This window comes from Pseudomonas sp. Pseusp16, from assembly GCF_047324915.1.
Taxonomy (GTDB): domain Bacteria; phylum Pseudomonadota; class Gammaproteobacteria; order Pseudomonadales; family Pseudomonadaceae; genus Aquipseudomonas; species Aquipseudomonas fluorescens_CD.
Window position 1 is genome coordinate 2,747,731 of the sequence record NZ_CP168522.1, and the last position, 24,980, is coordinate 2,772,710.

Below are 24,980 nucleotides of genomic sequence, written 5' to 3' on the forward strand. Positions count from 1 at the left end.
CAGGTTCCTCGGATTATTTTTATAGGGCCGGTGGCGGGAATTACCACCAGCGATTGTGATGCCTGCCGGCTTTGATCAGCGAACGATGCCGCGCGCGCGCAGTTCGTCGATGTCCGTCTCGGCATAGCCCATTTGCATGAGTAGCTCCTCGGAATGGCTTCCCAGGGCAGGCACATTGAGACGCGCATCGAAACGCTGGCCATTCATTTCAAAGGGCAGCATCGGCACTTTCACCTCGTCGCCGTTATCCAGAGCCAGATGCGCCAGACCACCGGATTGATTCAGATGGACGTCGTCAAACAGGTCCTGGGGACGCTGGATGGGCGAGAAAGGAAGACCTGCCTGCTCACACATGTCCATGACAGACTGCTTGCTCAGTTGCGAAAGACGTTCTCTGACCACAGGCAGGATCGTCGAGCGTGCCTGCACACGCTGAGTATTTTTAGCCAGCAAGGGATCTTGCCCAAACTGCTCGAAACCAAATGCCTGGCAAAAGCTCAGCCACTGGCTGTCGCTGACAACGCCCATGAACACTTGTTGATCATCACAGGTATCAAAAACGTCGTAGATGGCCCACGCCGAAAGCCGGCTGGGCATCGGTGCCGCGGGCTTGCCCGTGGTCGCCATTTGCATCATGTGCTGGCCTACCAGGAACGCCGAGTTCTCAAAGAGGCCGGTCTGCACGAACTGCCCTTCCCCGGTCGCCTTGCGCTGCCAGAGCGCAGCCAGGATCGAAATGGCGCTGAACATTCCGCCCATCACGTCATTGACCGAGGCGCCCGCCCGCAAGGGTCGCCCCTCAGGCCCGGTCATATACGCCAGGCCGGTCATCATCTGCACCACTTCATCCAGTGCGGTACGGTGCGCGTAAGGCCCTGGCAAAAAGCCCTTCATGGAGCTGTAAATGATATCGGGCTTGATGGCCTTGACCTGCTCGTATCCCAAGCCAAGCTTTTCCATCGCCCCAGGCCGAAAGTTCTCGGTGACTACGTCAGCGGTTTCTATCAGCTTGCGTACGGCGGCCATGCCATCAGTCGTCTTGATATCGACGGCGAAGCTTTTCTTGTTGCGGTTGTACGTCACCCAGTATCCGGCGCCTGAACCGGTCAAGCGACGCGTGTTATCACCCTCGGGAGTAGGCTCCACCTTGATGACTTCGGCCCCCAGGTCGGCCAGGACCAGACCACAGGTCGGTCCCATGACCATATGCACGAACTCAATGACGCGCACACCGGCTAGTGGCAAGGTTTGCAGGTTAGCGTTACGGGCACTCATCGTGCACCCCCGGCATAGTGGAAGTTCTTGCCTACACCGGCATCGGGGACGAATCCGTACAGCGGCTCACCGGGCAACCCTTTCTTCAACCATTCCCGCGCCGCCACCAGCTTGTCGATATCGACGCCGGTACGCAGCCCCATGGATTCGAGCAGGTAGACCAGGTCCTCGGTGACGATATTGCCCGATGCGCCTGGCGCGTATGGGCACCCGCCAATGCCACCCTGGGAAGCATCTATCGTCGTGACGCCCACTTCCAGCGCCGCCACTACGTTTGCCAGGCCTTGCCCTCGAGTGTTGTGGAAGTGCGCACTGCCGGCCATGCCCCCGATTTCCTGGCGTAATCTCGTGAACACACTGCGGACCTGCATTGGATTGGCATAACCAACGGTATCGGCCAACCCCACCTCGTCAACGCCCAGGCGCGCCATGATCAGCGCCATGCGAATCACATCGTCTTCGCGTACCTCGCCCTGGATCGTGCAGCCAAACACCGTGGACAAGCCCGCTTCAATTTCCACATGGGTGTATCGCTCATTACGCAGGGCGACAATCGAGCGCACCTCTTCGTAGACCTGATCATGCGTCTTGCGGATGTTGGCGATCGAGTGCGGCTCGCTGACCGAGATCGGCAACGTGATTTTTTGCACTCCGGCAGCGAACGCGGCCTGTGCCCCTTTGAGATTGGGTACCAGGGCAGTGACGAACACTTCCGGTCGCTGACGCATGTGTTCGACCAACTGCGCGGCGTCGGCCATTTGCGGCAAAAGCTTGGGCGATACGAAGGAGCCGATTTCGATTTCCCCCAGTCCCGCGTCCGCCAGGGCGGTTAGCCATTGAAGCTTCAATTCGGTAGGCATTGTCGCACTGACACTTTGCAGCCCGTCTCGCGGACCTACCTCACTGATCAAAATGTCGATGTTTTTCTTATGGTTCATCGCCCGGTCTCCGGATGTATAAATCAGATAGTTCTATTAGCCAGAACGTCGTTCTGTTTATAGAATGAGCCTGGTCTTTTCCGCTGTCAACGCACCGTCTATCCGGAATTCGAATAAACATGGCATGCACACAGCGCAAACCGGATCGGCAATCGGGGAACAGTGGGGCGACGAATGACGATCGAACGGTTGACAGATGGGCCAATAACATCGACATTTGTTCTGTCTGTAGGCATATAATTCTATTAGACAGAACAACAAGACCTAACGAAGCGCTCGCAGCCGCAAAACCGGTGCGCGTTTCTTCGCCTGCCAGGAGACGTCCCAGTGAGCCTGTATGCCCCCCCGCGCGATTTAACCACGCGTTTATTCACCACCCTTCCCCGAGCATTCCACAAGGATGGCGACTCAGACTGGGTGCGGGCGAACAAACCCGGGCAAAGGGTCGAGAGCTTTCTGGAAGGTCCATCGTTCGATGTACATGGCAACCTTTACGTGACCGACATTCCCTATGGCCGAATCTTTCGTATTAATCCGCAGGGCACGTGGACGCTGGTGGTCGAATACGAGGGCTGGCCCAACGGACTGAAGATCCATCGCGATGGCCGAATCTTCATCGCCGACTACAAACGCGGCATCCTGGTACTGGACCCTCACAGTGGCGTGATCAACCCGTTTCTCACTCATAACCGCAGCGAAGGATTCAAAGGGGTCAACGACCTGTTTTTCGACGCTGCCGGCAAACTCTACTTCACCGATCAAGGACAGACAGGCCAGCACGATCCCACTGGCCGGGTGTTCACCTACGATCTGGATAAAGAAATGCTGACCTGCCTGATCGACAACGGCCCCAGCCCGAACGGGCTGGTGATGGACGTCGCTCAGAATGCGCTATTTGTGGCCATGACCCGCGGGAACGCGGTCTGGCGGCTGCCGATCAAGCGCGATGGCAGTACCAGCAAGGTCGGAATTTTCACCGCCATGGCGGGCGGCGTCAGTGGCGCGGACGGTATGGCACTGGACACCGACGGCAACCTGTACGTATGCGACGCGGGCAATGGCTGCGTGTGGGTTTTCGATTCCCACGCCGTGCCGCTCTACCGCATTCGTGCCTGCACCCAGGGTCGCACCGTTACTAACCTGGCCTTTGGCGGCCAAGGCAATAAACAGCTGTTTATCACCGACTCATCCAGCAGCGCGATTCTGGTCGCCGATCTCGAGCACGCTGGCCAGCCCATGTACTCCCACAGCTGAATTCCCTAAAACGCAGACCTTGTGCGCAATGCGCACGGGGTTCGCTCGACCTGAAAAAAGCGGGCGCCACCTGCCCGCACCCGACAAAACCAATAAAAGGGGGCATCCCATGTTGATCTTTCTCAGCTATGCCATGATCACTTGCTTCATGTACCTGATCATGAGTAAGCGCCTGTCACCGCTGGTGGCGTTGCTGCTTGTACCCATCGCATTTGGCTGCCTGGCCGGTTTCGCCCCGCAACTGGGCACCATGATGTTCGATGGCGTGAAGATGCTGGCCCCCACCGGCATCATGTTGACCTTCGCGATCCTTTATTTCTGCATGATGACCGACGCGGGGTTGTTCAACCCGCTCATCAAGGTACTCCTGCGACTGGTCCAGGGCGATCCGGCGTCGGCACGGCCGTGCTCGGGCTATGCGTCGGGCTGGATGGCGATGGCGCTACCACCTACATCATCGCCACCGCCGCGCTGCTGCCACTGTACCGATTGACGGGCATCCGCTTGCAGGTGATGGCGACGGTGTTGCTGATGGCCATTGGCGTGATGAACATCCTGCCTTGGGCAGGGCCGTTTTCCCGTGCCGCCAGCGCCATGCATGTCGACATCACCGAATTGTTCGTGCAGATGATTCCGATTATGGTCGCCGGTGGGCTATGGGTCATTTTTGCCGCCTGGTGGCTGGGGCGCATGGAATATCGCCGCCTGGGGCGAGTCAGCGTGAGCGAGGACGAAGTGCTCAAAGGCTATGCTCATATTCGCCTGAATGATCCGCGCTTTCTGTTCAACCTCTCGCTCACCCTTACGCTGATCGCTTGCATGATGCTGAGTCTGATGCCATTGCCAATCCTGTTCATGATTGCCTTTGGCCTCGCATGCCTGGTCAATTTCCCGACGCTGAAACAACAAAAGGAAGTCATCGCCCGGCATGCGGACAACGTCATGGCCGTCACCTTGCTGATCTTCGCGGCGGGCATTTTCGTCGGCATCAAGGGCGGCACCGGGATGATCAAGGCCATCTCGGAAAACCTGGTCTCCCTCCTGCCGCAGCAGTCGGGTCACTACATGTCGGTGATTACCGCACTGCTCAGCATGCCGTTTACCTACGTTCTGACCAATGATGCTTTCTATTTTGGCGTGCTGCCCATCCTGGCAGAAACGGCGGCTCACTATGGAATAGATCGACACGAGATGGCGATCGCTTCACTGATCGGTCAGCCCGTGCATTTGCTCAGCCCACTGGTTGCGTCCACGTATTTGCTGTGCGGACTGCTGGATATCGACTACGGCGACAATCAGCGCGTCTCACTGAAATGGACGGTCGGGACAGTACTGGTGATGTTGATCGCCGCCATTGGGGTTGGAGCGATTACGGTTCTTAACTGAGCACGATCGAGTCGCTGCTCGATACCGCCCTGCTTGATCAACAGCGCTATGTCACAGAGATGAGCAACCGTGTTCATATCGTGGCTGACCAGGATCATGGTCATGCCGGTGTCACGACGCAGCGTCTGGAGCAGGTTGAGGATCTCGGCCTGGACAGTCATGTCCAACGCCGAGGTTGGCTCGTCGAGCAGCCATAGAAGCCCGCCGTGACACCGACCAGCACGCCGATTGGCAAGGTCAGCAGCAAGACCAGTGACACCAGCAACAAGGTTGGACGGGTGCCGTAGAGCAAACGCGTGAAGAGGTCTCGGCCAAAACCGTCGGTACCCAACCAATGTTGGGCCGAAGGTGGCAACAGGCGTTCCTGAATATTTTGCTGGTTCGGATCAAAGCCGTTCAACAGCGGCGCGAACACCGCCACCAATACCAGCACGACGATCAGCGATACACCCAGCGCCAAAGCAGGCGAGCTGCGCCACCAGCGCCGGACCAATACGCCGTCGAAGGCAACGGAAACACTCATGACACCTCCCGGATACGTGGATCGATAAGGCCTGCCAGCACATCAGCCAGGCCATTGACGACCACGAAACACAGTCCGATCAACAGAATCGCCGGTACATCGCCGGCGAACAACGCCGTGGTCAAATAGCGGCCAATGCCCGGCCAGGCAAATACGGTTTCAGTAAGAATCGATCCTTCGAGCAAACTGGCGTAGGACAGCGCAACCACCACTACCAACGTGCCGGCGACATTGGGCAAAACATGGCGCAACAACACCCGCCCGCGCCCGGCGCCCTTAGCCAATGCGGTCATCACATATTCCTTGCCCATCTCACCCAGCAACGCAGAGCACGTGAGCCGGCAAATACCGGCATGGCATAAAAACCCAAGACCAACACCGGCAACACCAGGTGCGAAAACGCATTCGCCAACGCTCCCGACTCACCGGAGCGCCAGGTACCCCAGAGCACCCAGCCGCTGGACAATTCGATGCTGTAGAAATACCCATCATCCAGGCGTCCCGGACCTCCTGCCCACTGCAACTTTGCGTAGAACAGCAACAACATCAGCAAGCCAAGCCAGAACACCGGCACCGAATAACCAATCAGGGAAAACAATCGCACCAGAGTGTCGACCCAGCCACCTGGCCGCCACGCAGCCAGCAGCCCCAACGACAATCCCAGGCTGGCGCCCAGAATGATCGCCAGGGTCGCCAGTTCCAGCGTCGCGGGCAGTGCACGTTTCAAATCATCCAGCACAGGTTGGCTGGATGTATTCGAAACGCCCAGGTGCCCTGTGTCAGCTGCTTGAGGTAGCGACCGAATCGCACCGGCCAGGGCTGATCGAGCCCCAGATCCGTACGCACCTGAGTCAGGGTTGATTCACTGGCGCGGTCGCCGGCGATGCGTAATGCCGGATCCACGGGTGACAAGGTGGTCAGCACAAAGGTGAAAAACAACAGGCCGACGAGCGTGACCAACAGCGTCAACAGTCCGCTACCGGTCACTTGTATCCCGCGAGAAGCTCCCGCCCTCACTTGATTTTGCTCACCTGATCGAAATACGGCAGCGAAACAGTGATGTTCTGCAGGACACCCTCTACCCCGGCATGGACCGCGACCTGGTTACGGCCTTGCAGGGCCACCACGAAGGGCGAGTTTTCATGATCGGACTGTCAGGCCTGGCATGGTCAGTAGGCGCTATGACAGCCTTCATCGTGGTTATGTCGTAGTGGCCTGGACTGGCGACCACTCTATGTGGCGTTGGATGTTGTTCAGTGGCGCAGTAGTGGGTCTGATCGTGGTGATAATCCGCCGCGGCATCCCTGAGTCGCCCCGTTGGCTGGCCAGCAAAGGCCGCGTGAAAGAAGCAGAAGCGGTGATCAAGCTGGTATACGGTAAAACCGTGACCAACACTCAGGCGGCCACAGCCTACTGAGGAGGCAGTTTCATCTCGGAGAAAGGCGCCGAGAGGCATCCCCCCTGAAAGGCCCCCATAAAACCAGATAGCCGTCATACAAGCTTAACGGCAGCTACGCCCCCCCCGCAGATCCGTGTTGAGCAGTTGCCATCATCAGCGTTCCCCCGCTCCCATTCTTGCCCCATCAGGCATACGGCGCGACCGCTACATCAAGATTGGCAGCTTGCTCAATGAACGGAAATACTCTATCGTTCATGAACAAAATCAGAATATAGTTCACGAGCGTCCAGCATCCAGGCTCCCATCCCCTGAAAGCCCATGCGCCGTGGCGATGTGTGAGCCCTACCTGGATCTCAGCGGCAGGTTGGGTGGATTTGGCCATCCGAAGCTGATTGATACTGAGGCCGCTCCAGGTAATGAATTCATCACGGTCATAACATTGTCACATCGGCGGTTTTGACCACTAGGCAAATCACAAATCATATCGGGATGAGATTATGCAAACTACAGCCAACAATTACATTTTAAACGTAAGCTGTCCGGCTACGTCGGGGATAATCTCAGCGATTTCCTCTTTCCTTGCTGAGAGCGGTTTCTATATTAGTGAAATGGCACAGTATGACGACGAGCAAAATGGAAGGTTTTTCACACGCGCGTTGTTCCGCTGCAACGATGGAGCGGCTATCGATCTCAATTCTGTGCGAAACGATTTCGCTTCGATCGCCGAAAGATTCGATATGCACTGGTCTATTCATCCCGAGAATGACCCGATGCGGGTGCTTTTAATGGTGAGTAAATTCGACCACTGCCTCTCTGATCTATTATACCGACGCGCCAAAGGGGATCTCGAAATGGAGATTACTGCGGTTGTGTCCAATCATCTGGACTTACGCCCCATGGTAGAGCGCGAGGGAATCAGATTTGTTTACCTGCCAATAACAAAGGAAACAAAGGCGCAACAGGAGGCTGCATTAATGAAAATCGTGCAGGACACTGGCACGGAACTGGTTGTACTAGCGCGCTACATGCAAATTCTCTCCGACAATCTGTGCAAGCAGCTGTCCGGACGCGCTATCAATATTCACCATTCCTTCCTTCCTGGCTTTAAAGGAGCGAAGCCGTACCATCAAGCATATGAACGCGGCGTGAAACTCATCGGCGCTACTGCACACTACGTCACCAGCGATTTGGACGAAGGTCCAATAATCGAGCAAGAGGTGCAACGCGTCGATCACGCATACGTTGCCGAGGCATTGGTCGCGGTTGGCCGTGACACCGAAACTCTCGCCCTCTCTCGAGCGGTGAAATGGCATATCGAACGCCGTGTATTCATGAACGGCAGTCGGACCATTATTTTCCGCTGACAACGGCTCGTATTTTCTTCAAGAGCTTGCCCATAAGCATTTAATTCATCAATCCGGCCTCCCGAAAATTAAGACTTGGAGGCTTAATTTGAGCGCAAATTTAAACATCGCGGATGAATGCGAGCCATGAACAATACCGTTCTTGAATCCTCGGCTTTTGCTGGAAACAAAAGGCGTAATATCGAATCCGGTAGCTCGCTTCTGTATAGCACTGCCACTACCTTATTCCTTTCAAAAGGGTTTCATGGGGTAAGCTTGCGGAAGCTTGGCGATCAGCTGGGCATCCACGCTGGTTCGCTTTATCACCATTTTGAGAGTAAGCAAGCGCTGCTTTTCGACCTACTCGAGGAACATGAGTACGCCCTGGCTGCGGCCCTTAAAGCTGTAAGAGGAGCAACTCCGAAGATTCAGCTTCTTGATTTCATCAAGCGATATTTAAGCTTCCTGTCTAGCCATTCGGAGAATTTCCAACTGGCGGTGCTTGAGCATAGAAATCTAACGCCTAACCAGCAGGTTGTTATCCGAGAATCTCGCGAGCGTTGGCAGCATTCGCTGAATTGCATATTGCAGCAGGGAAAGAACGTGGGTCTTTTTGCTTACGACGATCTACGGTGCACGAAGACCAGCATCATAGCAATGCTTAACCATTTGAGCACTTTGGAAATCTCCAGCACTGAAATTATTTGCCATGGGCAACGCCAGATCCTGCGAATGCTCAATCCAGCACCGGGCTAAAAATAGCGAAAAATGCTACCAAGAAATTAATCGTAAATATTTCTCTACCCGACTCCCTGAGAAAAAACAATGACAAAATCCGACCTGATTATCGATGGAAAATCTTTCGCCGCTCGTCTACTTGAGACGGTTTCAGTGGAGGCATTCGAATTCCGTGACCAGCATGGACATGCTCCTGGGCTTGCTGTCATCTTGGTAGGACAGGACGCCGCCAGCCAAGTCTATGTGTCTACGAAAATGAAAAAAGCTGAGGAGGCGGGGATTAAATCCTACCCGTACTTCCTGGAGTCAACCAGCAGCGAGGAGGAGATTCTCTCGCTCATTTGCAAACTTAACAGCGACCCTTTAGTTCACGGCATCTTGGTTCAATTACCACTCCCTCCCGAAATTGATGAACGGTTGATCACGACCGCGATCGATCCTGCTAAGGATGTCGATGGTTTCCATCCCGTTAACGTGGGGATGCTTAGTCAAGGGCACCCTAAATTGGTCCCTTGTACACCTTTAGGATGCCTGCTGCTTCTGAAGGATCGCTTAGGAGATTTGGCGGGAAAGAAGGCGGTAATAGTGGGGAGGTCGAACATCGTAGGAAAGCCTATGGCGAGCCTGCTATTGAACGAAAACTGCACCGTGACCATCGTACACTCACGATCACGGAACCTGCGGTATGAATGTTCAAAGGCTGACATACTAGTAGTAGCTGTTGGGCGGCCGCGCTTTATTTCCTCTAACTACATAAAGCCAGGCGCCGTGGTAATTGACGTCGGGATCAATCGTATTGATGACGACAGTGGCAAACAGCTCGTTGGAGATGTTGATTACGCCTCAGCTCTGAGTGTTGCCGGCGCGATAACACCTGTTCCAGGAGGAGTTGGCCCAATGACAGTAGTTTGCTTAATGAAAAACACGCTAATTGCAGCAAAGTCGCTTGCCGCAGCCATTGACAATTGATACCACCCGGCGAAGCCGACGATGTTTTACACCACTGCCGATAGTGAGGTCTTTTATGCCGCGCACAATTTCCAATGCTCAAGAAGCACTAGCATGGATGGATGTGTCGGCGCTGATTGAAAACTGACCCACCCTGCCGATTGAAAATTGACCTAGGGCGGATTGCTGATTTTGGCATCAGCAATTGTGGATAAGCTTAGCAGTCGTGTCCCGATGGAAGGGGCATTTAGCCCCACCGCATGTGGGCATGCGGCAGGGTATTTTCGGTGCAGATCAAAACAGCTCATCGTCCTCGGCACCATCATCGTCTTTGCGCTTTCGTTCACGTGATTTGATCTTGGTCTGGGCGACCAGGCTGCTGTGTTGCAGACGGTAGGACTCGTTGCCCGTTTCGACGATGTGGCAGTGATGTGTCAGCCGATCCAGCAACGCCGTGGTCATCTTGGCGTCGCCAAACACACTCGACCATTCCGAGAAGCTGAGGTTGGTGGTGATCACCACGCTGGTGTGTTCGTACAGCTTGGATAGCAGGTGAAATAACAGGGCGCCACCGCTCTGGCTGAAGGGCAAATACCCCAGTTCATCGAGTATCACCAGGTCTGTTCGTAGCAGCCCTTGAGCGATTCGGCCTGTCTTGCCGTCGTACTTTTCGCGCTCCACTAAATTGACCAGATCCACCGTGGAGTAGAAGCGCACGCGTTTGTGATGCGTCGTGATCCCGGAAACGGCCAAGGCGGTGGCGAGATGTGTTTTTCCTGTGCCAGGCCCGCCGATGAACACGACATTTTGTGCGGTATCGGTGAACTCGAGGTTGGACAGATCCTTGATCAGGCGGGCGTCTGCGCTGGAAGCGCTGAAGTCGAAGCCGGCCAAATCTCGATGCATGGGCAGTTTGGCCATGTTCATCTGGTGGTTCACTGAGCGTACCGCCCGATCCGCATGTTCTTGTTGGAGAAGATGCTCAAGTAGCCATTTCGACGACGCTGTCGAGGCTTCTCCTTGAGACGCCAGTTCTTCCCAGGCGCTGGCCATGCCATGCAGGCGTAGTTCTTTGAGTTCAGCCATCAGATCACGCATTGCGAGTCTCCTCATCGGTGGTACGGAGCCGGTCGTAGCGCGCCGTATTGGCGACAGGCGCTATCTTCAGTTGAAGGCTGGTTTCGGCGGACGGAGGGGCTGCTGTCGATGTCAGTCGAGCCAGGACATTCAGGATGTGGTCAGCAGTCAAGCTGCCTGATTCAAGTACCAACTCCACAGCCACCAATACGGCGTCGAGCCCGGCGATGGGAACCGCCGCTAGTACCTGCGTCATGACTCGATCACCATTGGTGTGACGCCTTAGACCGCGTTTTAGTAGTTGCAACGGCTTCGGCAGATCGGCAAATGGAGCGCCATTGCGCAGCGCACCGGGCTTGCGTTCGATGAGCGGGATGTAATGCTGCCAGTCAAAACTGACCTGATCTCGATCAAACAGGCGCTCGTGACAGGCAATCATCGTTTCTTCGGCGATCACCACCACCCGCGTGGGATACAAGCGGCTGCTGACCCACTGACCGACCCGCTCACACGGCACCGAGTAGCGATTTCGCGCCACGCTGATCAGGCAGGTGCTGGAGACCCGTACGGTGCGCTCGACGTAGCCATCAAAGGCGGTGGGCATCGACATCAATTCGGCGCGTTTCAGCTCCAGGACGTCCGCCACTGTCAGCCCGTTGTACTGCGGGTGCACCAGTTCGTCCCAGAGCACACGGCAGCGTTGGCCGAGCCAGGCATTCAGTTCCTCGAAGGTATGGAACATGCAGTTTTGAGCATCGAGCCAGATGCGCCGTCGGCTGTCTTGGACGTTCTTTTCAACGATGCCTTTTTCCCAGCCGGAGGCCACGTTGCAGAAGTCCGGATCGAATAGGTAGTGGGTACACATAACGGCAAACCGGGCATTGGCCGTGCGGCCTTTGCCTTTGTTGACCTTGTCGACAGCCGTTTTCATGTTGTCGTAGATGCCGCGACGCGGCACCCCACCTAACGCGCCAAACGAGCGGGTATGGGCATCGAACAACATCTCGTGGCCTTGGCTGGGATACGCAACCAACCAAAATGCGCGACTGGCGCACAGCTTCATATGGGAGACCTGGATGCGTCGGAACAGGCCGCCGATCAGCAGACCTTCTTCGCTCCAGTCGAATTGAAAGGCCTCCCCGAGTGCAAAGGTCAGCGACACAAAGGCCCGTAAAGACTTGCCTTGCTCGCCGCGCCACGAGCGTATGAAGGCGGTGAGCTGACTGTAGCCGCCGTCGTAGCCCTCGGCCTTGATCTGTTCGAAGAGTGCTTTGGCACTTCTGCGGTTGTGCTTTGCCCGAAACGAATCGGCCTTGAGCGCCTGCTCCAGCGTCTCGTGAAATGGACTGAGTTTGTTGAAGGTTGCGCACCGCTGGTACGCTGGCTGGGTGGCTTCGGATGCTCTGACCCATTTTCGAATGGTATTTCTCGACAGTCCGGTACGCTTGGCTATCTGATGCAGCGAGAGCTTGTCGCGGAAGTACATCCGCCGGATTTTTCCCAACATTTCCATGCTGATCACCCTGTGTTCTCCTGCTCGAAAAGTGAGCAGAAGCAGTTGAACACCTGGGTCAGTTTTCAGTCGGCAGAACAGCCTTTACTGGGTCAGTTTTCGGTCAGCGGCAACACTCACGCCCCTGTAAGGCACCAGATCCGCAACCTGGAAGACTGGTTTGACTTCCCGCTGTTTCGGAGAGATGGCCGAGGAATTTGCTTAATCGCATCGGGACAGGCGCTGTTCGACCGAGTATCTCCTCTATTCGAGTCTATGGCTGACTTCATCCAAAGGCGGCCAATTAACTTGACCGCATAACATAGCTCAGGGTGAGAGGGGAGCTTCCGCACTCATTATCGATGCTCTGAATTTAGGCCGATGCGAACCAGCCCACAGCCCCTTTTATCTCAAGATAGTCATGGATCCCCCAGTGAGCATATTCCCGTCCATTACCGGACTGCTTGTAGCCTCCAAAAGGAGCTTGGATGTTCCACTCTGGATAATTCAAATATACCGATCCGGCACGCATGCGTTTTGCAACCTCTCGAGCCCTCGCTTTGTCCGTGGACTGCACATATGCAGCTAGGCCATACACAGTGTCGTTGGCCATGCTGATGGCCTCCTCTTCTGTTGTATAGGGCATGATCACCAGCACTGGGCCGAAGATCTCCTCACGAGCCACTCGCATTCCAGGAGTGACATCGGCAAAAATCGTGGGGCGCACATAGTAGCCCGACGTTAGTCCGTTCGGACGTCCCAGCCCGCCACAAACTGGGGTAGCCCCCTCATCTAGGCCACTGGATATCAGTTCCTGAATCTTTTCGTATTGGAGAAGGCTGACAACAGGCCCAAGATTGGTATTTTCGTGACGTGGATCCCCGGTAACTATTTGCGATGCGGTACGCTTGGCAATCTCGATCACCTCGTCTTGCCGACTCGCTGGAACCAACATGCGAGTGGGCGCGTCGCACGACTGCCCTGTGTTCGAGAAGCAAGCTTGAACACCCTTACTGACAGCCATTTCAAAATCAGCGTCTTCTAGCAGGATATTCGCGGACTTTCCGCCTAGCTCCTGGGTCACTCGCTTGACGGTATCTGCTGCTGCTTTGGCAATACTGACCCCTGCTCTGGTTGACCCGGTAAATGAGACCATATCAACTAGAGGATGGCTGACCAAGTGCTCACCGACTTGAGCACCTGTACCGTTTATTAGATTGAAGACACCTGGTGGAACACCAGCGGCATGGATTATCTCTGCAAAAATAATTCCGCTAAGGGGAGCCACCTCGCTAGGCTTCAGCACTACTGCACAGCCCGCCGCCAGTGCGGGCGCAACTTTGCAGACGATCTGGTTTAAAGGCCAGTTCCATGGAGTGATAAGTGCACACACTCCAATGGGCTCTCTGATCACGAGGGTATTTCCGAGCCGCTCTTCGAAGCTGAATGCTTCCAAAGCCCGAATGTTTTCCTCTAAATGAGCACGTCCGGAGTAAACCTGTGCAGAACGAGCAAATGCTAATGGAGCACCCATCTCTTGACTGACGGCTTGTACGAGATCTTCGTAACGCTCGTTGTATGCCACTAATATTTTGCGGAGCAAATCAAGACGCTCCTGCCTTGTGGTCTGCGAGAAAGAATGGAAGGCTCGTTTCGCAGAGTCGACCGCCATATCAACATCAGCAGCTCCCCCGCACGCTATTTGAGCAATTGTTTCCTCGCTCGAGGGGTTAACAACATCAAGCCTTAGGGATGCCTGAGACTCAACCCAACACCCGTCAATGTAAAATTTCAGATATGACTGCATCAAAGAACTCCGAATATGGGTTACGAGGCACTGAAACAAAAATCTTTATCTGCTGCAGATTCGTCGAAAAAGAAACGGGGTCGGTAGGCAGCAAGCGGTTCTCGCCGCTTGATTAGGTCGGAGGCTTTTTCTGCAATCATGATCACTGTCGCATTGAGGTTGGCACTGATCACGTTCGGCATGACAGATGCGTCGATTACCCGCAGGCCTTCAACACCATGTACCCTCAAGTCAGGCCCGACTACTGACCCCCTATCAGTTCCCATTCGACAGGTGCAGGACGGATGGAACTCGGTATTCGCACACTGACGTATAAACCGAAGAATATCCTGGTCAGTGCTCACGGCCTCACCTGGATAGATTTCCTTCCCTCGAAATTTGCTCATGGATGGTTGGCCGATGATGTGCCGAGCCACACGAACTGCGTCGATTAACTCCCTCTTGTCATTTTCTGTATTGAGGAAGTTGAAAATAATTTTTGGAGGAGATTTAGGATTGGCATCGGCAAGCTCTACCCGGCCGCGAGACTCTTGACGTAACTGACTTACGTGCAGCTGAAATCCTTGTGTTAACTTCAGTTGGCCGTTAACGCTGTTAATACCGACAGGGGCAAAATGGAATTGGATATTTGGAACAGAGATACGCGAGTCGGTTCTAACCAAGCCGCCAGCTTCCCAAATATTGGATGCAACCGGGCCCTTTTTTGTAACGAGCCATTGAGCCCCAACCACAGCTTTTACGAATGGATTCTGCAGATACGCCAATGTTACGGGCTCAGGACAATTCCATTGCATCATGAAGTCGACATGATCTTGCAGGTTCATTCCAACTCCTTCTAACTCGATAAGAGTTCTGAGCCCCATCCTGCCTAAATGCGCGCTTGGCCCTATCCCTGAGAGCAGGAGTAACTGCGGAGAATTGATCGCGCCACCACACAGCAGAATTTCTAGCTTGGCGGACGCCAATAGTTGGCTGCCATCCTTAAGGAAGCGCACGCCAGTAGCTTTTGCCCCTTCGAGAACTACCTTCTGCACTGTCGCGTGAGTCAAAACCGTCAGATTCGCCCGCTGCATGGCAGGACGCAGGTAACTCACCGCAGTGGAACAGCGTTGGCCATTCCACTTGGTACTGTCGTAGCGACCTAATCCTTCTGGTCGGTAACCATTCAAATCCTCCGATGCCCCGTAACCTGATTCCGCTCCCGCCTCGACAAACGCGTCATATAGCACGTTTGGGGAACTGCTTACGCTAACGCCCAAAGGGCCATCTCCCCCGTGCCAATCGTTGGCACCACGCTCACTACGTTCAGCCTTTTTGAAATACGGGAGACAGTGGGCGTAATCCCAATCGTGTAGACCAAAATCTTTGGCCCAGCTGTCGTAGTCAGATGGATGCCCTCTCAGGTACACCATTGAGTTGATAGACGAGCTACCGCCCAAAACTTTCCCACGCGGAATCGGTATGCGCCGGTTTTCCATTTGGGCTTCTGCCTGGCTCACGTAGTTCCAATTAAACCTCGCATCGTGCCAAGCCTTGTACACGCCTCCCGGCATGTGGATGAATAAGTTGTTGTCATTCCCACCTGCTTCGAGCAGAAGCACCGAAATCTCTGGATCTTCAGAAAGTCGATTAGCGAGGACACAACCGGCAGACCCGGCCCCAACGATAATGTAATCGTATTCTTTACACTTGGACTCCATCAGCAGCTCTCTCCTTTACGCTTCAGTTACGTTTTCGTAACGTCGCGCGCGCCGCTGGCTCATTAGGGTAATTGCAAGCATGACGCATGAGAGCAACGTCATGATGGTCGCGACCACAGCTATTACCGGATCAATGTCCGAACGAAGCGAGGTAAACATGCGCTTGGTGAGCGTTGCGCCATCACCACCACTTATGAAAAGCGATACAACTGCTTCATCCAGCGACACGGCGAAGGAAAACAACGCAGCGGCGATTACCGAAAACCGGATTTGAGGGAGGGTAATATCCACAAAAGCGCGAATACGAGATGCGCCGAGGATGCATGCAGCGTGCTCTTGAGTCATATCGTAGGTCTTGAGGCCAGCGCTTACATTGATGATTACGTAGGGCAACGCCAATAGAGTGTGCCCAATGACTAGCCCTGGTATTGAATTGTTTAAGCCAAAACGGGCAAAGACAAAAAACAGACCGAGCGCGGTGAAAATAGTCGGCACAATCATGGGTGCCATCATCAGACCACGCAGTATCCTGACATAGCGCTGCGTGCTGTTATGTAGTGCATAAGAGGCAGCCGTGCCCAAAATCGTTGCCAGCAGTGTCGTAATCGTAGCTGTGATCAGAGACACGGTGGTGGAGGATCGCCATTCCACCGATGCCACATAATTCAAATATGCCTGAAAGCTCAGCGTCTTTGGTGGAAAGCTAAGATAGCGAGCATCAGAAAACGACATCGGAATGACGATTAGTGTCGGTATCAGTAAGAACAACATTGCGAGGATCACAAGCGCATATAGCCAGGATTGACTGGCAACGCTAGTTAGTCTGCGTTTGAAATTAGATTTCATGAGGTCACCCATTTCGCCGACTTCTATCGGCAATTCTCTTAACGGTGAACAGCAAGACTAAGGTCGTTACCAAAAGCACGACGCCCAGCGACGAAGCCACCCCCCAGTTAGCGCTCAGAGACACGTCACTTTCGATTCGCATCGACAGCACCTGAACTCGTCCTCCCCCCAAAAGTGATGGGGTGACGTAGAACCCAAGACACAAGACAAATACAAGAGTTGCGCCGGCAGCGAGACCAGGTAACGACAGGGGTAAGAACACGCCAAAGAATGCCCGCAAAGGAGAAGCACCGAAAGCTGCAGCCGCTTGGACATAGATCGGATTTATGCTCTTCATCGCTGCGTACAACGGCAGGATAATGAACGGTAACATGATGTGCACCATACCAATCATCGTGCCGACTTCGTTGTGTACTAACGTGAGCGGTGAATCAACGAAACCAAACGACATTAACAAGTCATTAACCAATCCACGTCTCTGCAGCAATACCAGCCAGGCATAAGTTCGCACCAACAGCGATGTCCAGAGAGAGATCAATAGGATAGCCATTGCCAGCCCCGCAAGCTTGCGAGGGCCATGTACCATGAAGTAGGCATACGGATAGCCTATAAAGACGCATGCCGCAGTTACTAGAAGGCTGATTTTAAAAGTTTGCGTGAAAGCCAATACGTAAATGGGTTGGACAAGGCGCGTGTAGTTTTCAAAACTAAGGTTGCCTTCCGCGTCAAGGAAAGACATCCCACCTAGCCAAAGCAAAGGCAACACGAACGTGAAACACACCAGTAATACAGCCGGGAGCATAGGTGTCAGCAGCAACCAACCTTGGCGTTTTCGTGCTCGACGCAACTCGCTTGTATATAACGTACTTTGCATGTTTAGTGCCGTCATGCTGCATCCCCAACCACGAGACTATCTTGTGGATGAAGACCAAGCACTACCGCGTCCCCGCGAAGTGGCAATGGAGCACCTTCTTTATTACGAGATGGTCGGCGGATAGATACACGCTCGCCTTGACCCAAATCCACCTCCAACAGCAGGCTTTCACCCTGATAGATAATGTCCAAGACTCGCCCATGAAATTGATTGTATGAGCCGTCTTCCGAGCTAATAAACCGCAACTTCTCAGGGCGAATCACCAGGCAAGGATTTTTCATTGCGCCTGGAACTACAAAGGCGTTCACCGGTTTATCTCTGAACCATGCAGTGCCATCTCGCATGGCGACCGGAATGCAAGACGACTCTCCAACGAACTCGGCGATGAAACGGCTGGCAGGACGCTCATAGAGAACCTCCGGAATATCTATTTGTTGAATACGACCTGCCTGCATAACCGCGATGCGATCAGACATAGTCAATGCCTCACGCTGATCGTGAGTTACGTATACAACAGTCATCCCTAGACGCTCATGCAGACGCCGAAGTTCAAGCTGCATGGATTCACGAAGGCGCTTATCCAAAGCAGAAAGAGGTTCATCCATTAGCAAGATCTTTGGTTCAAAAACGATTGCCCTGGCAAGAGCTATCCGTTGCCGTTGACCGCCAGACATCTCGTCGATGCGCCGCATTGAAAGATGCGCCAACTCGACCATCTCTAACACGTTTTGAACCCGTTTCTTGATGTCGCTGCTCGAGTAGCCGCGCAATTTCAATGGATAGGCGACGTTTTGAAAAACATTCATGTGAGGGAACAAAGCGTAATTCTGGAACATCATGCCCAAATCACGTTTGTGTGGCGGCTCAAATACCATTTCGCGCTCGCCGAAGCGAACGCTCCCGGTATCCGGCTGAACAAATCCTGCGAGCGCCATTAGCAGAGTGGTCTTGCCGGATCCTGACGCTCCGAGCAGTGAAAGGAATTCTCCACTGCGGACATTTAGGGAAACGTTGTCGAGAGCAACGAACTCACCATATTTTTTTGTCACACCCTCAATGGTGATCGAGGACGAAAGGTTATTATCAGTGGTCATACTCACCTCATTTCATCTAAATCATGTGAGCTCAAAATTCGGGCGGGACAAGAGCCCGCCACCGAACATCAATTGACGATGAACAAGCTGAAGCGCTGTCGCAAAGCTGCCTCGTTTTTCATCCAGTAGTAGGGATCGACAGTTGCAACTTTCCCGATATTTTCAGGTGAAGTTGGAAGTTTACGGCTGAGCTCTGGGGAAATTAGGCCTAACTCATAAGCCTTTGAGTTGACAGGTGCATAAGGAACCAAGGTAGCTAATGTCGCCTGACTTTTAGGTTGGAGAATTTCATTGATTAACTTCATCGCTAGGGCTTTGTTCGCTGCGCCTTTAGGGATGACAACACAGTCATGGTTGAGAATCCCCCCATCCATACTGAAGTCAACTTGGTCATCTTGGGCCTTTATATCCGCAACCCGCCCATTCCAAATTGCCAGGAAATCCACCTCGCGACTGCGCAGTAGTTGCGCCGAGTCTGCACCAGCACTCCACCAGCTAACCACTTGTGGCTTGATTCTTTCGAGCGCTTTAAATGCCCGGTCAACATCAAGCGGATACAGATCTTTTGGAGCAACACCATCACCAAGTAGTGCAGCTTCGAGTGTAAGGTGAGGTTGGCGATACAGCGCTCGAGCTCCTTTTACATTTGGATCGAAGAACTCTTTCCAGTTGTGAGCAACGGGTTTACCTGTGTCCTTCGCCCACGCAACCACTGTAGCGTACGCAAAAATCCCCACCCAGGTTTTACTGACGACCGCCGGATCTACGCCTTCGACGTTAATCACTTTGAAGTCAAGCGGTTCAACCAGACCCTCCTCTTCGGCTTGTGTACATTCGCTGGTGCCTAGCTCAACCAAATCCCAAGTAGGTTTTCCCGATAGAACTTGTGCACGAAGAGCGGCCAATCCATCAAGTGTATCTTCATTGATTTTAATTCCAAGCTTCTCGGACGCAGGTACGAGATAGGCTTTTCTTTGAGCGTCCTGCAATACTCCGCCCCACCCTGCAAACGTCATTGTTTCCGCTGCTAAAGCACTCATACATACCAAGGACGAGGCAGCTATAGCAAAAAGACTTTTTATTTTGTATCGCTTCATTTTCAACTCCGTATTTTTTTTGATAATTAGACAGTTGAGGTGAAACGGTTGGACATACTTCAAAGCAACGATCTATGTCGCTGTCTATCACTGCTACGCTGCATCACAAAAAAATCCAATCAGCACTTGATGCGCGTCATTTCTGGGTCATAGAAAGCTCGAAGACTTGCCTCAACCTTGTAACGCTTACAGGCGATCTCGATTTCGTAATCACCTTGTTTGATCCAGTCAGGTGTAGCGCCGGACTGATTGATGACATAGCCCATTGCAATGTTGCTTCCGACGTAATGACCGTACATGCCAGAAGTGGTGCGCCCCACAATTAAACCATCTCTATAGATGGGCTCCTCGTGGTAGCTAATTCCATCAGGGTCGATGAAACGAAAAAGCACCATGCGACGAGTGATGCCTTTGAGCTTCTGTGCCTCCAAGGCTTCCTTGCCAATAAAACCACCAGCCTTGGTGAAGTCAGATGCGAATCCCAACCCAGCCTCCAGGGGGCTATCCTCCTCCATCACATCGTGGCCAAAGTGGCGATAACCCTTTTCCATACGCAGGGAATTGAGCGCGTGGTAGCCACATAACTTCAATTCAAACGCTTTACCCGCCTCAAAAATGCAGTCGAATACATCGGGAGCGAATTCTGTAGGGATGTACAACTCCCAGCCCAGCTCACCGACGTAGGTGATGCGAGATGCACGTATGCGGGCATAACCCAGTTCGATCTCCCTTGACGTTGCAAACGGGAAGCCCTCGTTGGAAAGGTCGTCTTCGGTGAGCGACTGCAACAGAGCCCTTGAGTTGGGGCCCATCACACTAATTACCGCCATCGAGGAGGTCACATCTGTGACCACCACTGCCGCATCATGTGGAGTATTGCGGCGCAGCCAGTTCAAGTCACGAGTCTGAGTAGTGGGGCCAGTAACGACGAGAAATGATTCTTCAGAGAGACGTGTAACGGTAAGGTCTGCTTCAATTCCTCCTCTCTCGTTCAGCCACTGGGTATAGACAATCTTTCCTGGTTCAACATTTATGTCATTGCTGCAGATACGATTGAGCATCGGCATCGCATCACGCCCTTGCACCAAAATTTTGGCGAACGAACTTTGGTCAAAAAGACCTACATTTTCGCGAACTGCTCGATGCTCAGCAGCAGACCACTCGAACCAGTTCTGCTTACCCCAGCTATATTGGTATTCCGGCTTTACACCTTTAGGCGCGAAGAAATTCGCTCTCTCCCACCCAGAGACCTCGCCATAGCAAGCGTTCTCCTTTACCAGGCGGTCATGGAGAATACTTTTCCGTACATTTCGCGCAGTCTCAAATTGGCGGAATGGCCAGTGCATGGCATACAGCAGCCCTAGACCTTCAGTCGTGCGATCAAAGAGATATTTCGGCGCTCCTTGAAATGGCATGCTGCGGCGAATGTCTACGTCCCACAAATCCATGGGAGCATGGCCCTTCACAATCCACTCAGCTAGAACTTTCCCAGCACCACCGGCGGACTGTATACCCACCGAGTTAAAGCCCGCAGCCACGAAATAATTGCGCAGCTCTGGTGCTTCGCCGAGATGATAGCGATCGTCCTGAGTAAAGCTCTCTGGGCCGTTGAAAAACACCTGAAGTCCGGTTTTCTCAAGCGCTGGAATGCGCCGAATTGCGTTCTCCAGATAAGGTTCAAGATGCTCCATATCAGCCGGAAGTTCATCGAAGCTGAAGCTATCCGGAATGCCCTCATGGCCCCAAGGTTTGGCGTTGGGTTCAAAGGTACCAATCAGAAGTTTGCCGGCGTCGGTTTTGAAGTAGTTACAGGAGTCAAGATCACGCAACGTAGGCAAAACACCAGTGACTTCTGCCATCGGTTCAGTAACCACGTAATAATGTTCGGCAGCATGCAAGGGGATATTAACGCCTGCCTTCTTTCCGAAATTCCGAGCCCACATACCGGCGCAATTCACCACAAACTCGGCATCAATGTCGCCAAATTCGGTAACGACACCTGCGGCTCTACCATCTTTTATTTTTATATCAAGAACCTTCGTGTTCTCAATAATTTTCGCGCCCCCCATCCGCGCCCCCTTGGCAAGCGCCTGGGATACGTCGACAGGGTTCACGATGCCGTCCATAGGCAGGTAAATACCGCCGACGACGTCTTCAATATTCAGCAGCGGCCACAAATCCAGAGCTTGCTCTGGACTTACAACATCACAAGGAAAACCGCAGAGTTTAGCCATGGAAGCACCACGCTTCAGCTCGGTCAAACGCTCAGCATGGGTGGCAATGCTCAACGAACCATTGCGCACGAAACCCGTTGCCTGACCAGTCTCCTGTTCCAGTGACTCATACAGGCCAGCGCTATATTTGGCGAGCATGCTCATGTTGTATGTCGCGCGTAACGTCGGCACCAAACCTGCTGCGTGCCAGGTAGTGCCGCAAGTTAGGGTTTTGCGCTCAAGTAGCACGACATCCTTTATGCCTAATTTCGTCAGATGATATGCAACACTGCAGCCGATTACTCCGCCGCCTACAATCACCACTCGAGCCGAACTCGGTACGGAATTACTCACTTTTCAACTCCAATGGGTAGTGGTTAGAAAACGACTGTTTTGTTGCCATAGACAAGAACCCGATCTTCCAGATGACTACGCAAACCTCGAGCGAGGACTGTCTTCTCGACGTCCTTACCTAGGCGCACAAGATCATCGACGTTTTGCTGGTGGCTCACGCGGACGACGTCTTGATCAATGATCGGGCCTTCGTCTAAGTCTTCAGTGACGTAATGGCAGGTCGCCCCAATGAGTTTTACCCCGCGACGGGAAGCCTGGTGATATGGCTTCGCACCGATAAATGAGGGCAGGAAACTATGGTGAATGTTGATCACCTTGTGGCGGTATCTCTCACAAAGATTTTGTGGAAGGATTTGCATATAACGAGCAAGCACGATGCAATCAGCCTGATACTCGTCAATGAGCGCCTCAGTCCGGTCAAAACCTTCAGCCTTGTTATGTTTTTCGATAGGGACATAGTGAAACGGAATGTCGAACCAATCTGCTAATCCACGCATATCTTCGTGATTGGAAATGACACACGCGATATCGCAATGGAGATCACCACTTTTCCAGCGATCCAGGAGATCAGTCATACAGTGCGATCCCCTGCTGCACATCAGCACAACCCGCTTTCTACGGTGACTGTCGACTAGGCGCCAATTCATCTGCAGTTCCTCAGCAAGCGGTAAAATCTTGCGTTTGAGGGCTTCATAGTCGAACGGAACACTGTCTGCGCGAATCAGGATACGACTGAAAAAGCGGCGACTTTCTTCGTCGGAGTGATGCGAGGCCTCAGCTATCCAGCCACCATTATCTGCAAATATCCCCGAGACCCGGGCAACTATGCCCACCTTGTCGGGGCAGTCGAAAGCAAGACAATAAGTACGATCCATGATCATGTGCTCAAATGACTATGAAAGGGCGGCTTCAAGTGCCGGCAAGGCCTCGAACAGGTCATCTACTAACGCGTAATCCGCTACACGAAAGATCGGCGCATCTACGTCCTGATTAATGGCGACGATTACCTTCGAATCCTTCATCCCTGCCAGATGCTGAATGGCGCCAGAAATACCAACGGCGATGTACAGATCCGGCGCTACAATTTTTCCGGTTTGCCCAACTTGCATATCATTGTCTGCAAAACCTGCGTCCACAGCGGCCCGAGACGCCCCAACTGCTGCACCGAGTTTGCAGGCTACTTTCTCGATGAGTGCGAAATTCGACCCGCTGCCCATTCCTCTTCCGCCAGAGATCACAATCCTGGCGCTGCTCAAGTCGACCCCTGTTGAGTCCCTCAGCTCAGCACTAACAAATTGCGATAAGCCAAGATCATGGCAATCTGTGATTTCATCAATAACTGCGCATCCCTCCCCCTGATGGCTCGACAGGAAGGCACTACCACGCACACTGATAACTTTCACCGAGTCTTGGCTCTGCACCTTAACTAACGCGTTACCGGCGTAGATGGGGCGTATGAAGGTGTCTGAAGAAACAACTTCCACCACGTCAGAAATTTGCGCGACATCTAGGAGAGCAGCTACGCGTGGCAGGAGATTTTTTCCAGAGACACTAGCAGCCGAAATGACGTGACTGTAATGCTCTTGCTCTACAAGCCGCACTACTAGAGCCGCTACGTTTTCGGCTAACTGAGCGGAATATGCCGCATCATCAGCAACCCGAACTCGAGATACACCATTTAGCTTCGCAACCTGCTGAACCACCTCATCGCAGCAGTGGCCTGCGACCAAGATGTCCACTGGAGCACCTAACTCCACGGCAGCAGTTAACGTGTTGAGAGTAATAGGCTTCAAAACGTGGTTGTCATGATCTGCAACAATCAAAACGGCCATCAGATTACCCCCGCTTCATTCTTTAGTTTATCTACTAGCTCGTGGACGGATTGCACTTGCTTACCTGCCAAGCGCACCGGTGGCGAAGAGACCGCCAATACTTTTAGGTGTGGGGTCAAATCAACCCCAAGTCCCTCAACAGGCAAAACATCCAACGGCTTTTTTTTCGCCTTCATGATGTTCGGCAGCGAGGCGTAACGTGGCTCGTTCAACCGCAAATCAGCGGTTATTACCGCAGGAAGACTAAGGTGAAGAACTTCCACTCCACCATCGACTTCACGGGTGACTTTTAAACCAACACCAGCCACCTCGATATGCGAGGCAGATACACCTTGGGAAATCCCCATAAGCGCCGCCAGCATTTGACCGGTCTGGTTGTTATCACCATCAATTGATTGCTTTCCAAGCAGTATTAAGTCAGCGTTCTCTTTCTGGACGATGACCTGTAGAAGTTTGGCAACCGTCAGCGGCTCCAGCCCGTCCGCCGCCCGAACCAACACTGCACGGTCGACCCCCATGGCAAGCGCCATGCGCAACTGCTCCTGACACGCCTCACTGCCGACTGAGACAGCAATTACTTCCGACGCCTTACCTGCCTCCTTCAGACGGACAGCGGCCTCAACTGCGACTTCGCAGAACGGGTTGATCGCCATTTTGAGATTACTAAGTTCGACGCCCAAACCGTCGGGCTTGACCCTGACTTGAATGTTCGCATCCACCACACGCTTGACAGCGACCAACACTTGCATAAAGCCCCCGGAAACCTCGCATACTTTGGAGGCGATCCTAG

Annotated in this window: 19 protein-coding genes and 3 pseudogenes; 6 read left to right on the plus strand and 16 right to left on the minus strand. The window is 53.4% G+C overall.

Annotated features, from left to right (window positions below; translation table 11 throughout):
* Positions 1–75: 75 nt before the first annotated feature.
* The gene (locus ACEN8Q_RS12240) at positions 76–1,275 is read right to left on the minus strand and encodes a CaiB/BaiF CoA transferase family protein (RefSeq protein WP_413427992.1); all 1,200 of its coding nucleotides are present in this window, start codon (positions 1,273–1,275) and stop codon (positions 76–78) included.
* A complete protein-coding gene (locus ACEN8Q_RS12245) occupies positions 1,272–2,213 on the minus strand; it encodes a hydroxymethylglutaryl-CoA lyase (RefSeq protein ID WP_413427991.1) in 942 nt (313 codons plus the stop codon). Before ACEN8Q_RS12245 ends, ACEN8Q_RS12240 begins: the two co-directional genes overlap by 4 nt.
* Positions 2,214–2,540: 327 nt before the next feature.
* Here ACEN8Q_RS12245 and ACEN8Q_RS12250 point away from each other — a divergent pair, with 327 nt between their 5' ends.
* Both ACEN8Q_RS12250 and ACEN8Q_RS12255 read left to right on the plus strand, forming a co-directional pair.
* Positions 2,541–3,467, plus strand: a complete 927-nt coding sequence (locus tag ACEN8Q_RS12250; protein WP_413427990.1) for an SMP-30/gluconolactonase/LRE family protein — start codon at positions 2,541–2,543, stop codon at positions 3,465–3,467.
* Between the two features lie 109 nt (positions 3,468–3,576).
* Positions 3,577–4,853: pseudogene (locus ACEN8Q_RS12255) on the plus strand (CitMHS family transporter).
* A 190-nt stretch (positions 4,854–5,043) separates the two neighbouring features.
* Here the strand turns inward: ACEN8Q_RS12255 and ACEN8Q_RS12260 are convergent.
* Positions 5,044–5,376, minus strand: a pseudogene (locus ACEN8Q_RS12260) (ABC transporter permease); the annotation flags it as partial.
* Positions 5,373–6,369, minus strand: a pseudogene (locus ACEN8Q_RS12265) (ABC transporter permease). The pseudogenes ACEN8Q_RS12265 and ACEN8Q_RS12260, both read right to left, overlap by 4 nt.
* Before the next feature lie 172 nt (positions 6,370–6,541).
* Between ACEN8Q_RS12265 and ACEN8Q_RS12270 the strand changes: the two are divergent.
* From ACEN8Q_RS12270 to folD, 4 genes are all read left to right on the plus strand, one after another.
* Entirely contained in the window at positions 6,542–6,793 is a 252-nt protein-coding gene (locus ACEN8Q_RS12270) for an MFS transporter (protein WP_413705271.1), read from the plus strand.
* 479 nt (positions 6,794–7,272) lie between these two features.
* Positions 7,273–8,139, plus strand: a complete 867-nt coding sequence (purU, locus tag ACEN8Q_RS12275) for a formyltetrahydrofolate deformylase (protein ID WP_413423932.1) — start codon at positions 7,273–7,275, stop codon at positions 8,137–8,139.
* Positions 8,140–8,265: 126 nt separating this feature from the next.
* On the plus strand, positions 8,266–8,874 hold the full coding sequence (locus ACEN8Q_RS12280; protein WP_261398014.1) for a TetR/AcrR family transcriptional regulator: 609 nt from the start codon (positions 8,266–8,268) through the stop codon (positions 8,872–8,874).
* A gap of 69 nt (positions 8,875–8,943) precedes the next feature.
* A complete protein-coding gene (gene folD, locus ACEN8Q_RS12285; protein WP_413423934.1) occupies positions 8,944–9,825 on the plus strand; it encodes a bifunctional methylenetetrahydrofolate dehydrogenase/methenyltetrahydrofolate cyclohydrolase FolD in 882 nt (293 codons plus the stop codon).
* Positions 9,826–10,098: 273 nt separating this feature from the next.
* Here the strand turns inward: folD and istB are convergent, their stop codons facing one another.
* The 12 genes from istB to ACEN8Q_RS12345 form a co-directional block, all read right to left on the minus strand.
* Positions 10,099–10,902 (minus strand): IS21-like element helper ATPase IstB, encoded by an 804-nt coding sequence (gene istB, locus ACEN8Q_RS12290; RefSeq protein ID WP_413423936.1) that lies wholly within the window; start codon positions 10,900–10,902, stop codon positions 10,099–10,101.
* Positions 10,895–12,394 carry an IS21 family transposase gene (istA, locus tag ACEN8Q_RS12295; protein WP_413424031.1) on the minus strand — a complete coding sequence of 500 codons (1,500 nt, stop codon included), beginning with the start codon at positions 12,392–12,394 and terminating at the stop codon, positions 10,895–10,897. The genes istB and istA overlap by 8 nt, the downstream gene beginning before the upstream one ends.
* Positions 12,395–12,746: 352 nt before the next feature.
* Positions 12,747–14,180 (minus strand): aldehyde dehydrogenase family protein, encoded by a 1,434-nt coding sequence (locus tag ACEN8Q_RS12300; RefSeq protein WP_413705272.1) that lies wholly within the window; start codon positions 14,178–14,180, stop codon positions 12,747–12,749.
* 20 nt (positions 14,181–14,200) lie between these two features.
* Complete coding sequence (locus ACEN8Q_RS12305; RefSeq protein ID WP_413423940.1) at positions 14,201–15,880, minus strand: choline dehydrogenase; 1,680 nt, start codon at positions 15,878–15,880, stop codon at positions 14,201–14,203.
* Positions 15,881–15,895: 15 nt separating this feature from the next.
* Entirely contained in the window at positions 15,896–16,726 is an 831-nt protein-coding gene (locus ACEN8Q_RS12310) for an ABC transporter permease (RefSeq protein WP_413705273.1), read from the minus strand.
* A gap of 4 nt (positions 16,727–16,730) precedes the next feature.
* Positions 16,731–17,615 (minus strand): ABC transporter permease, encoded by an 885-nt coding sequence (locus tag ACEN8Q_RS12315; RefSeq protein WP_413705274.1) that lies wholly within the window; start codon positions 17,613–17,615, stop codon positions 16,731–16,733.
* On the minus strand, positions 17,612–18,694 hold the full coding sequence (locus tag ACEN8Q_RS12320) for an ABC transporter ATP-binding protein (protein WP_413423946.1): 1,083 nt from the start codon (positions 18,692–18,694) through the stop codon (positions 17,612–17,614). Before ACEN8Q_RS12320 ends, ACEN8Q_RS12315 begins: the two co-directional genes overlap by 4 nt.
* A gap of 68 nt (positions 18,695–18,762) precedes the next feature.
* Positions 18,763–19,791, minus strand: coding sequence for an ABC transporter substrate-binding protein (locus ACEN8Q_RS12325; RefSeq protein WP_413423948.1), 1,029 nt, complete (start codon positions 19,789–19,791; stop codon positions 18,763–18,765).
* A 119-nt stretch (positions 19,792–19,910) separates the two neighbouring features.
* A complete protein-coding gene (locus ACEN8Q_RS12330) occupies positions 19,911–22,358 on the minus strand; it encodes a GcvT family protein (RefSeq protein ID WP_413423950.1) in 2,448 nt (815 codons plus the stop codon).
* 23 nt (positions 22,359–22,381) lie between these two features.
* Positions 22,382–23,239, minus strand: coding sequence for a formyltetrahydrofolate deformylase (gene purU / locus ACEN8Q_RS12335; RefSeq protein ID WP_413705275.1), 858 nt, complete (start codon positions 23,237–23,239; stop codon positions 22,382–22,384).
* Between the two features lie 12 nt (positions 23,240–23,251).
* On the minus strand, positions 23,252–24,190 hold the full coding sequence (locus ACEN8Q_RS12340) for an electron transfer flavoprotein subunit alpha/FixB family protein (RefSeq protein ID WP_413423954.1): 939 nt from the start codon (positions 24,188–24,190) through the stop codon (positions 23,252–23,254).
* The gene (locus ACEN8Q_RS12345; protein WP_413423956.1) at positions 24,190–24,939 is read right to left on the minus strand and encodes an electron transfer flavoprotein subunit beta/FixA family protein; all 750 of its coding nucleotides are present in this window, start codon (positions 24,937–24,939) and stop codon (positions 24,190–24,192) included. Before ACEN8Q_RS12345 ends, ACEN8Q_RS12340 begins: the two co-directional genes overlap by 1 nt.
* Positions 24,940–24,980: the final 41 nt, after the last annotated feature.

Coding starts and splice junctions, on each gene's coding strand:
- ACEN8Q_RS12270 (WP_413705271.1), top strand. CDS start 6,542: ATGGTCAGTAGGCGCTATGACAGCCTTCATCGTGGTTATGTCGTAGTG.
- ACEN8Q_RS12310 (WP_413705273.1), bottom strand. CDS start 16,726: ATGAAATCTAATTTCAAACGCAGACTAACTAGCGTTGCCAGTCAATCC.
- ACEN8Q_RS12325 (WP_413423948.1), bottom strand. CDS start 19,791: ATGAAGCGATACAAAATAAAAAGTCTTTTTGCTATAGCTGCCTCGTCC.
- folD (WP_413423934.1), top strand. CDS start 8,944: ATGACAAAATCCGACCTGATTATCGATGGAAAATCTTTCGCCGCTCGT.
- istA (WP_413424031.1), bottom strand. CDS start 12,394: ATGGAAATGTTGGGAAAAATCCGGCGGATGTACTTCCGCGACAAGCTC.
- ACEN8Q_RS12345 (WP_413423956.1), bottom strand. CDS start 24,939: ATGCAAGTGTTGGTCGCTGTCAAGCGTGTGGTGGATGCGAACATTCAA.
- ACEN8Q_RS12305 (WP_413423940.1), bottom strand. CDS start 15,880: ATGGAGTCCAAGTGTAAAGAATACGATTACATTATCGTTGGGGCCGGG.
- purU (WP_413423932.1), top strand. CDS start 7,273: ATGCAAACTACAGCCAACAATTACATTTTAAACGTAAGCTGTCCGGCT.
- ACEN8Q_RS12245 (WP_413427991.1), bottom strand. CDS start 2,213: ATGAACCATAAGAAAAACATCGACATTTTGATCAGTGAGGTAGGTCCG.
- istB (WP_413423936.1), bottom strand. CDS start 10,902: ATGCGTGATCTGATGGCTGAACTCAAAGAACTACGCCTGCATGGCATG.
- ACEN8Q_RS12320 (WP_413423946.1), bottom strand. CDS start 18,694: ATGACCACTGATAATAACCTTTCGTCCTCGATCACCATTGAGGGTGTG.
- ACEN8Q_RS12315 (WP_413705274.1), bottom strand. CDS start 17,615: ATGACGGCACTAAACATGCAAAGTACGTTATATACAAGCGAGTTGCGT.
- ACEN8Q_RS12340 (WP_413423954.1), bottom strand. CDS start 24,190: ATGGCCGTTTTGATTGTTGCAGATCATGACAACCACGTTTTGAAGCCT.
- purU (WP_413705275.1), bottom strand. CDS start 23,239: ATGATCATGGATCGTACTTATTGTCTTGCTTTCGACTGCCCCGACAAG.
- ACEN8Q_RS12280 (WP_261398014.1), top strand. CDS start 8,266: ATGAACAATACCGTTCTTGAATCCTCGGCTTTTGCTGGAAACAAAAGG.
- ACEN8Q_RS12300 (WP_413705272.1), bottom strand. CDS start 14,180: ATGCAGTCATATCTGAAATTTTACATTGACGGGTGTTGGGTTGAGTCT.
- ACEN8Q_RS12240 (WP_413427992.1), bottom strand. CDS start 1,275: ATGAGTGCCCGTAACGCTAACCTGCAAACCTTGCCACTAGCCGGTGTG.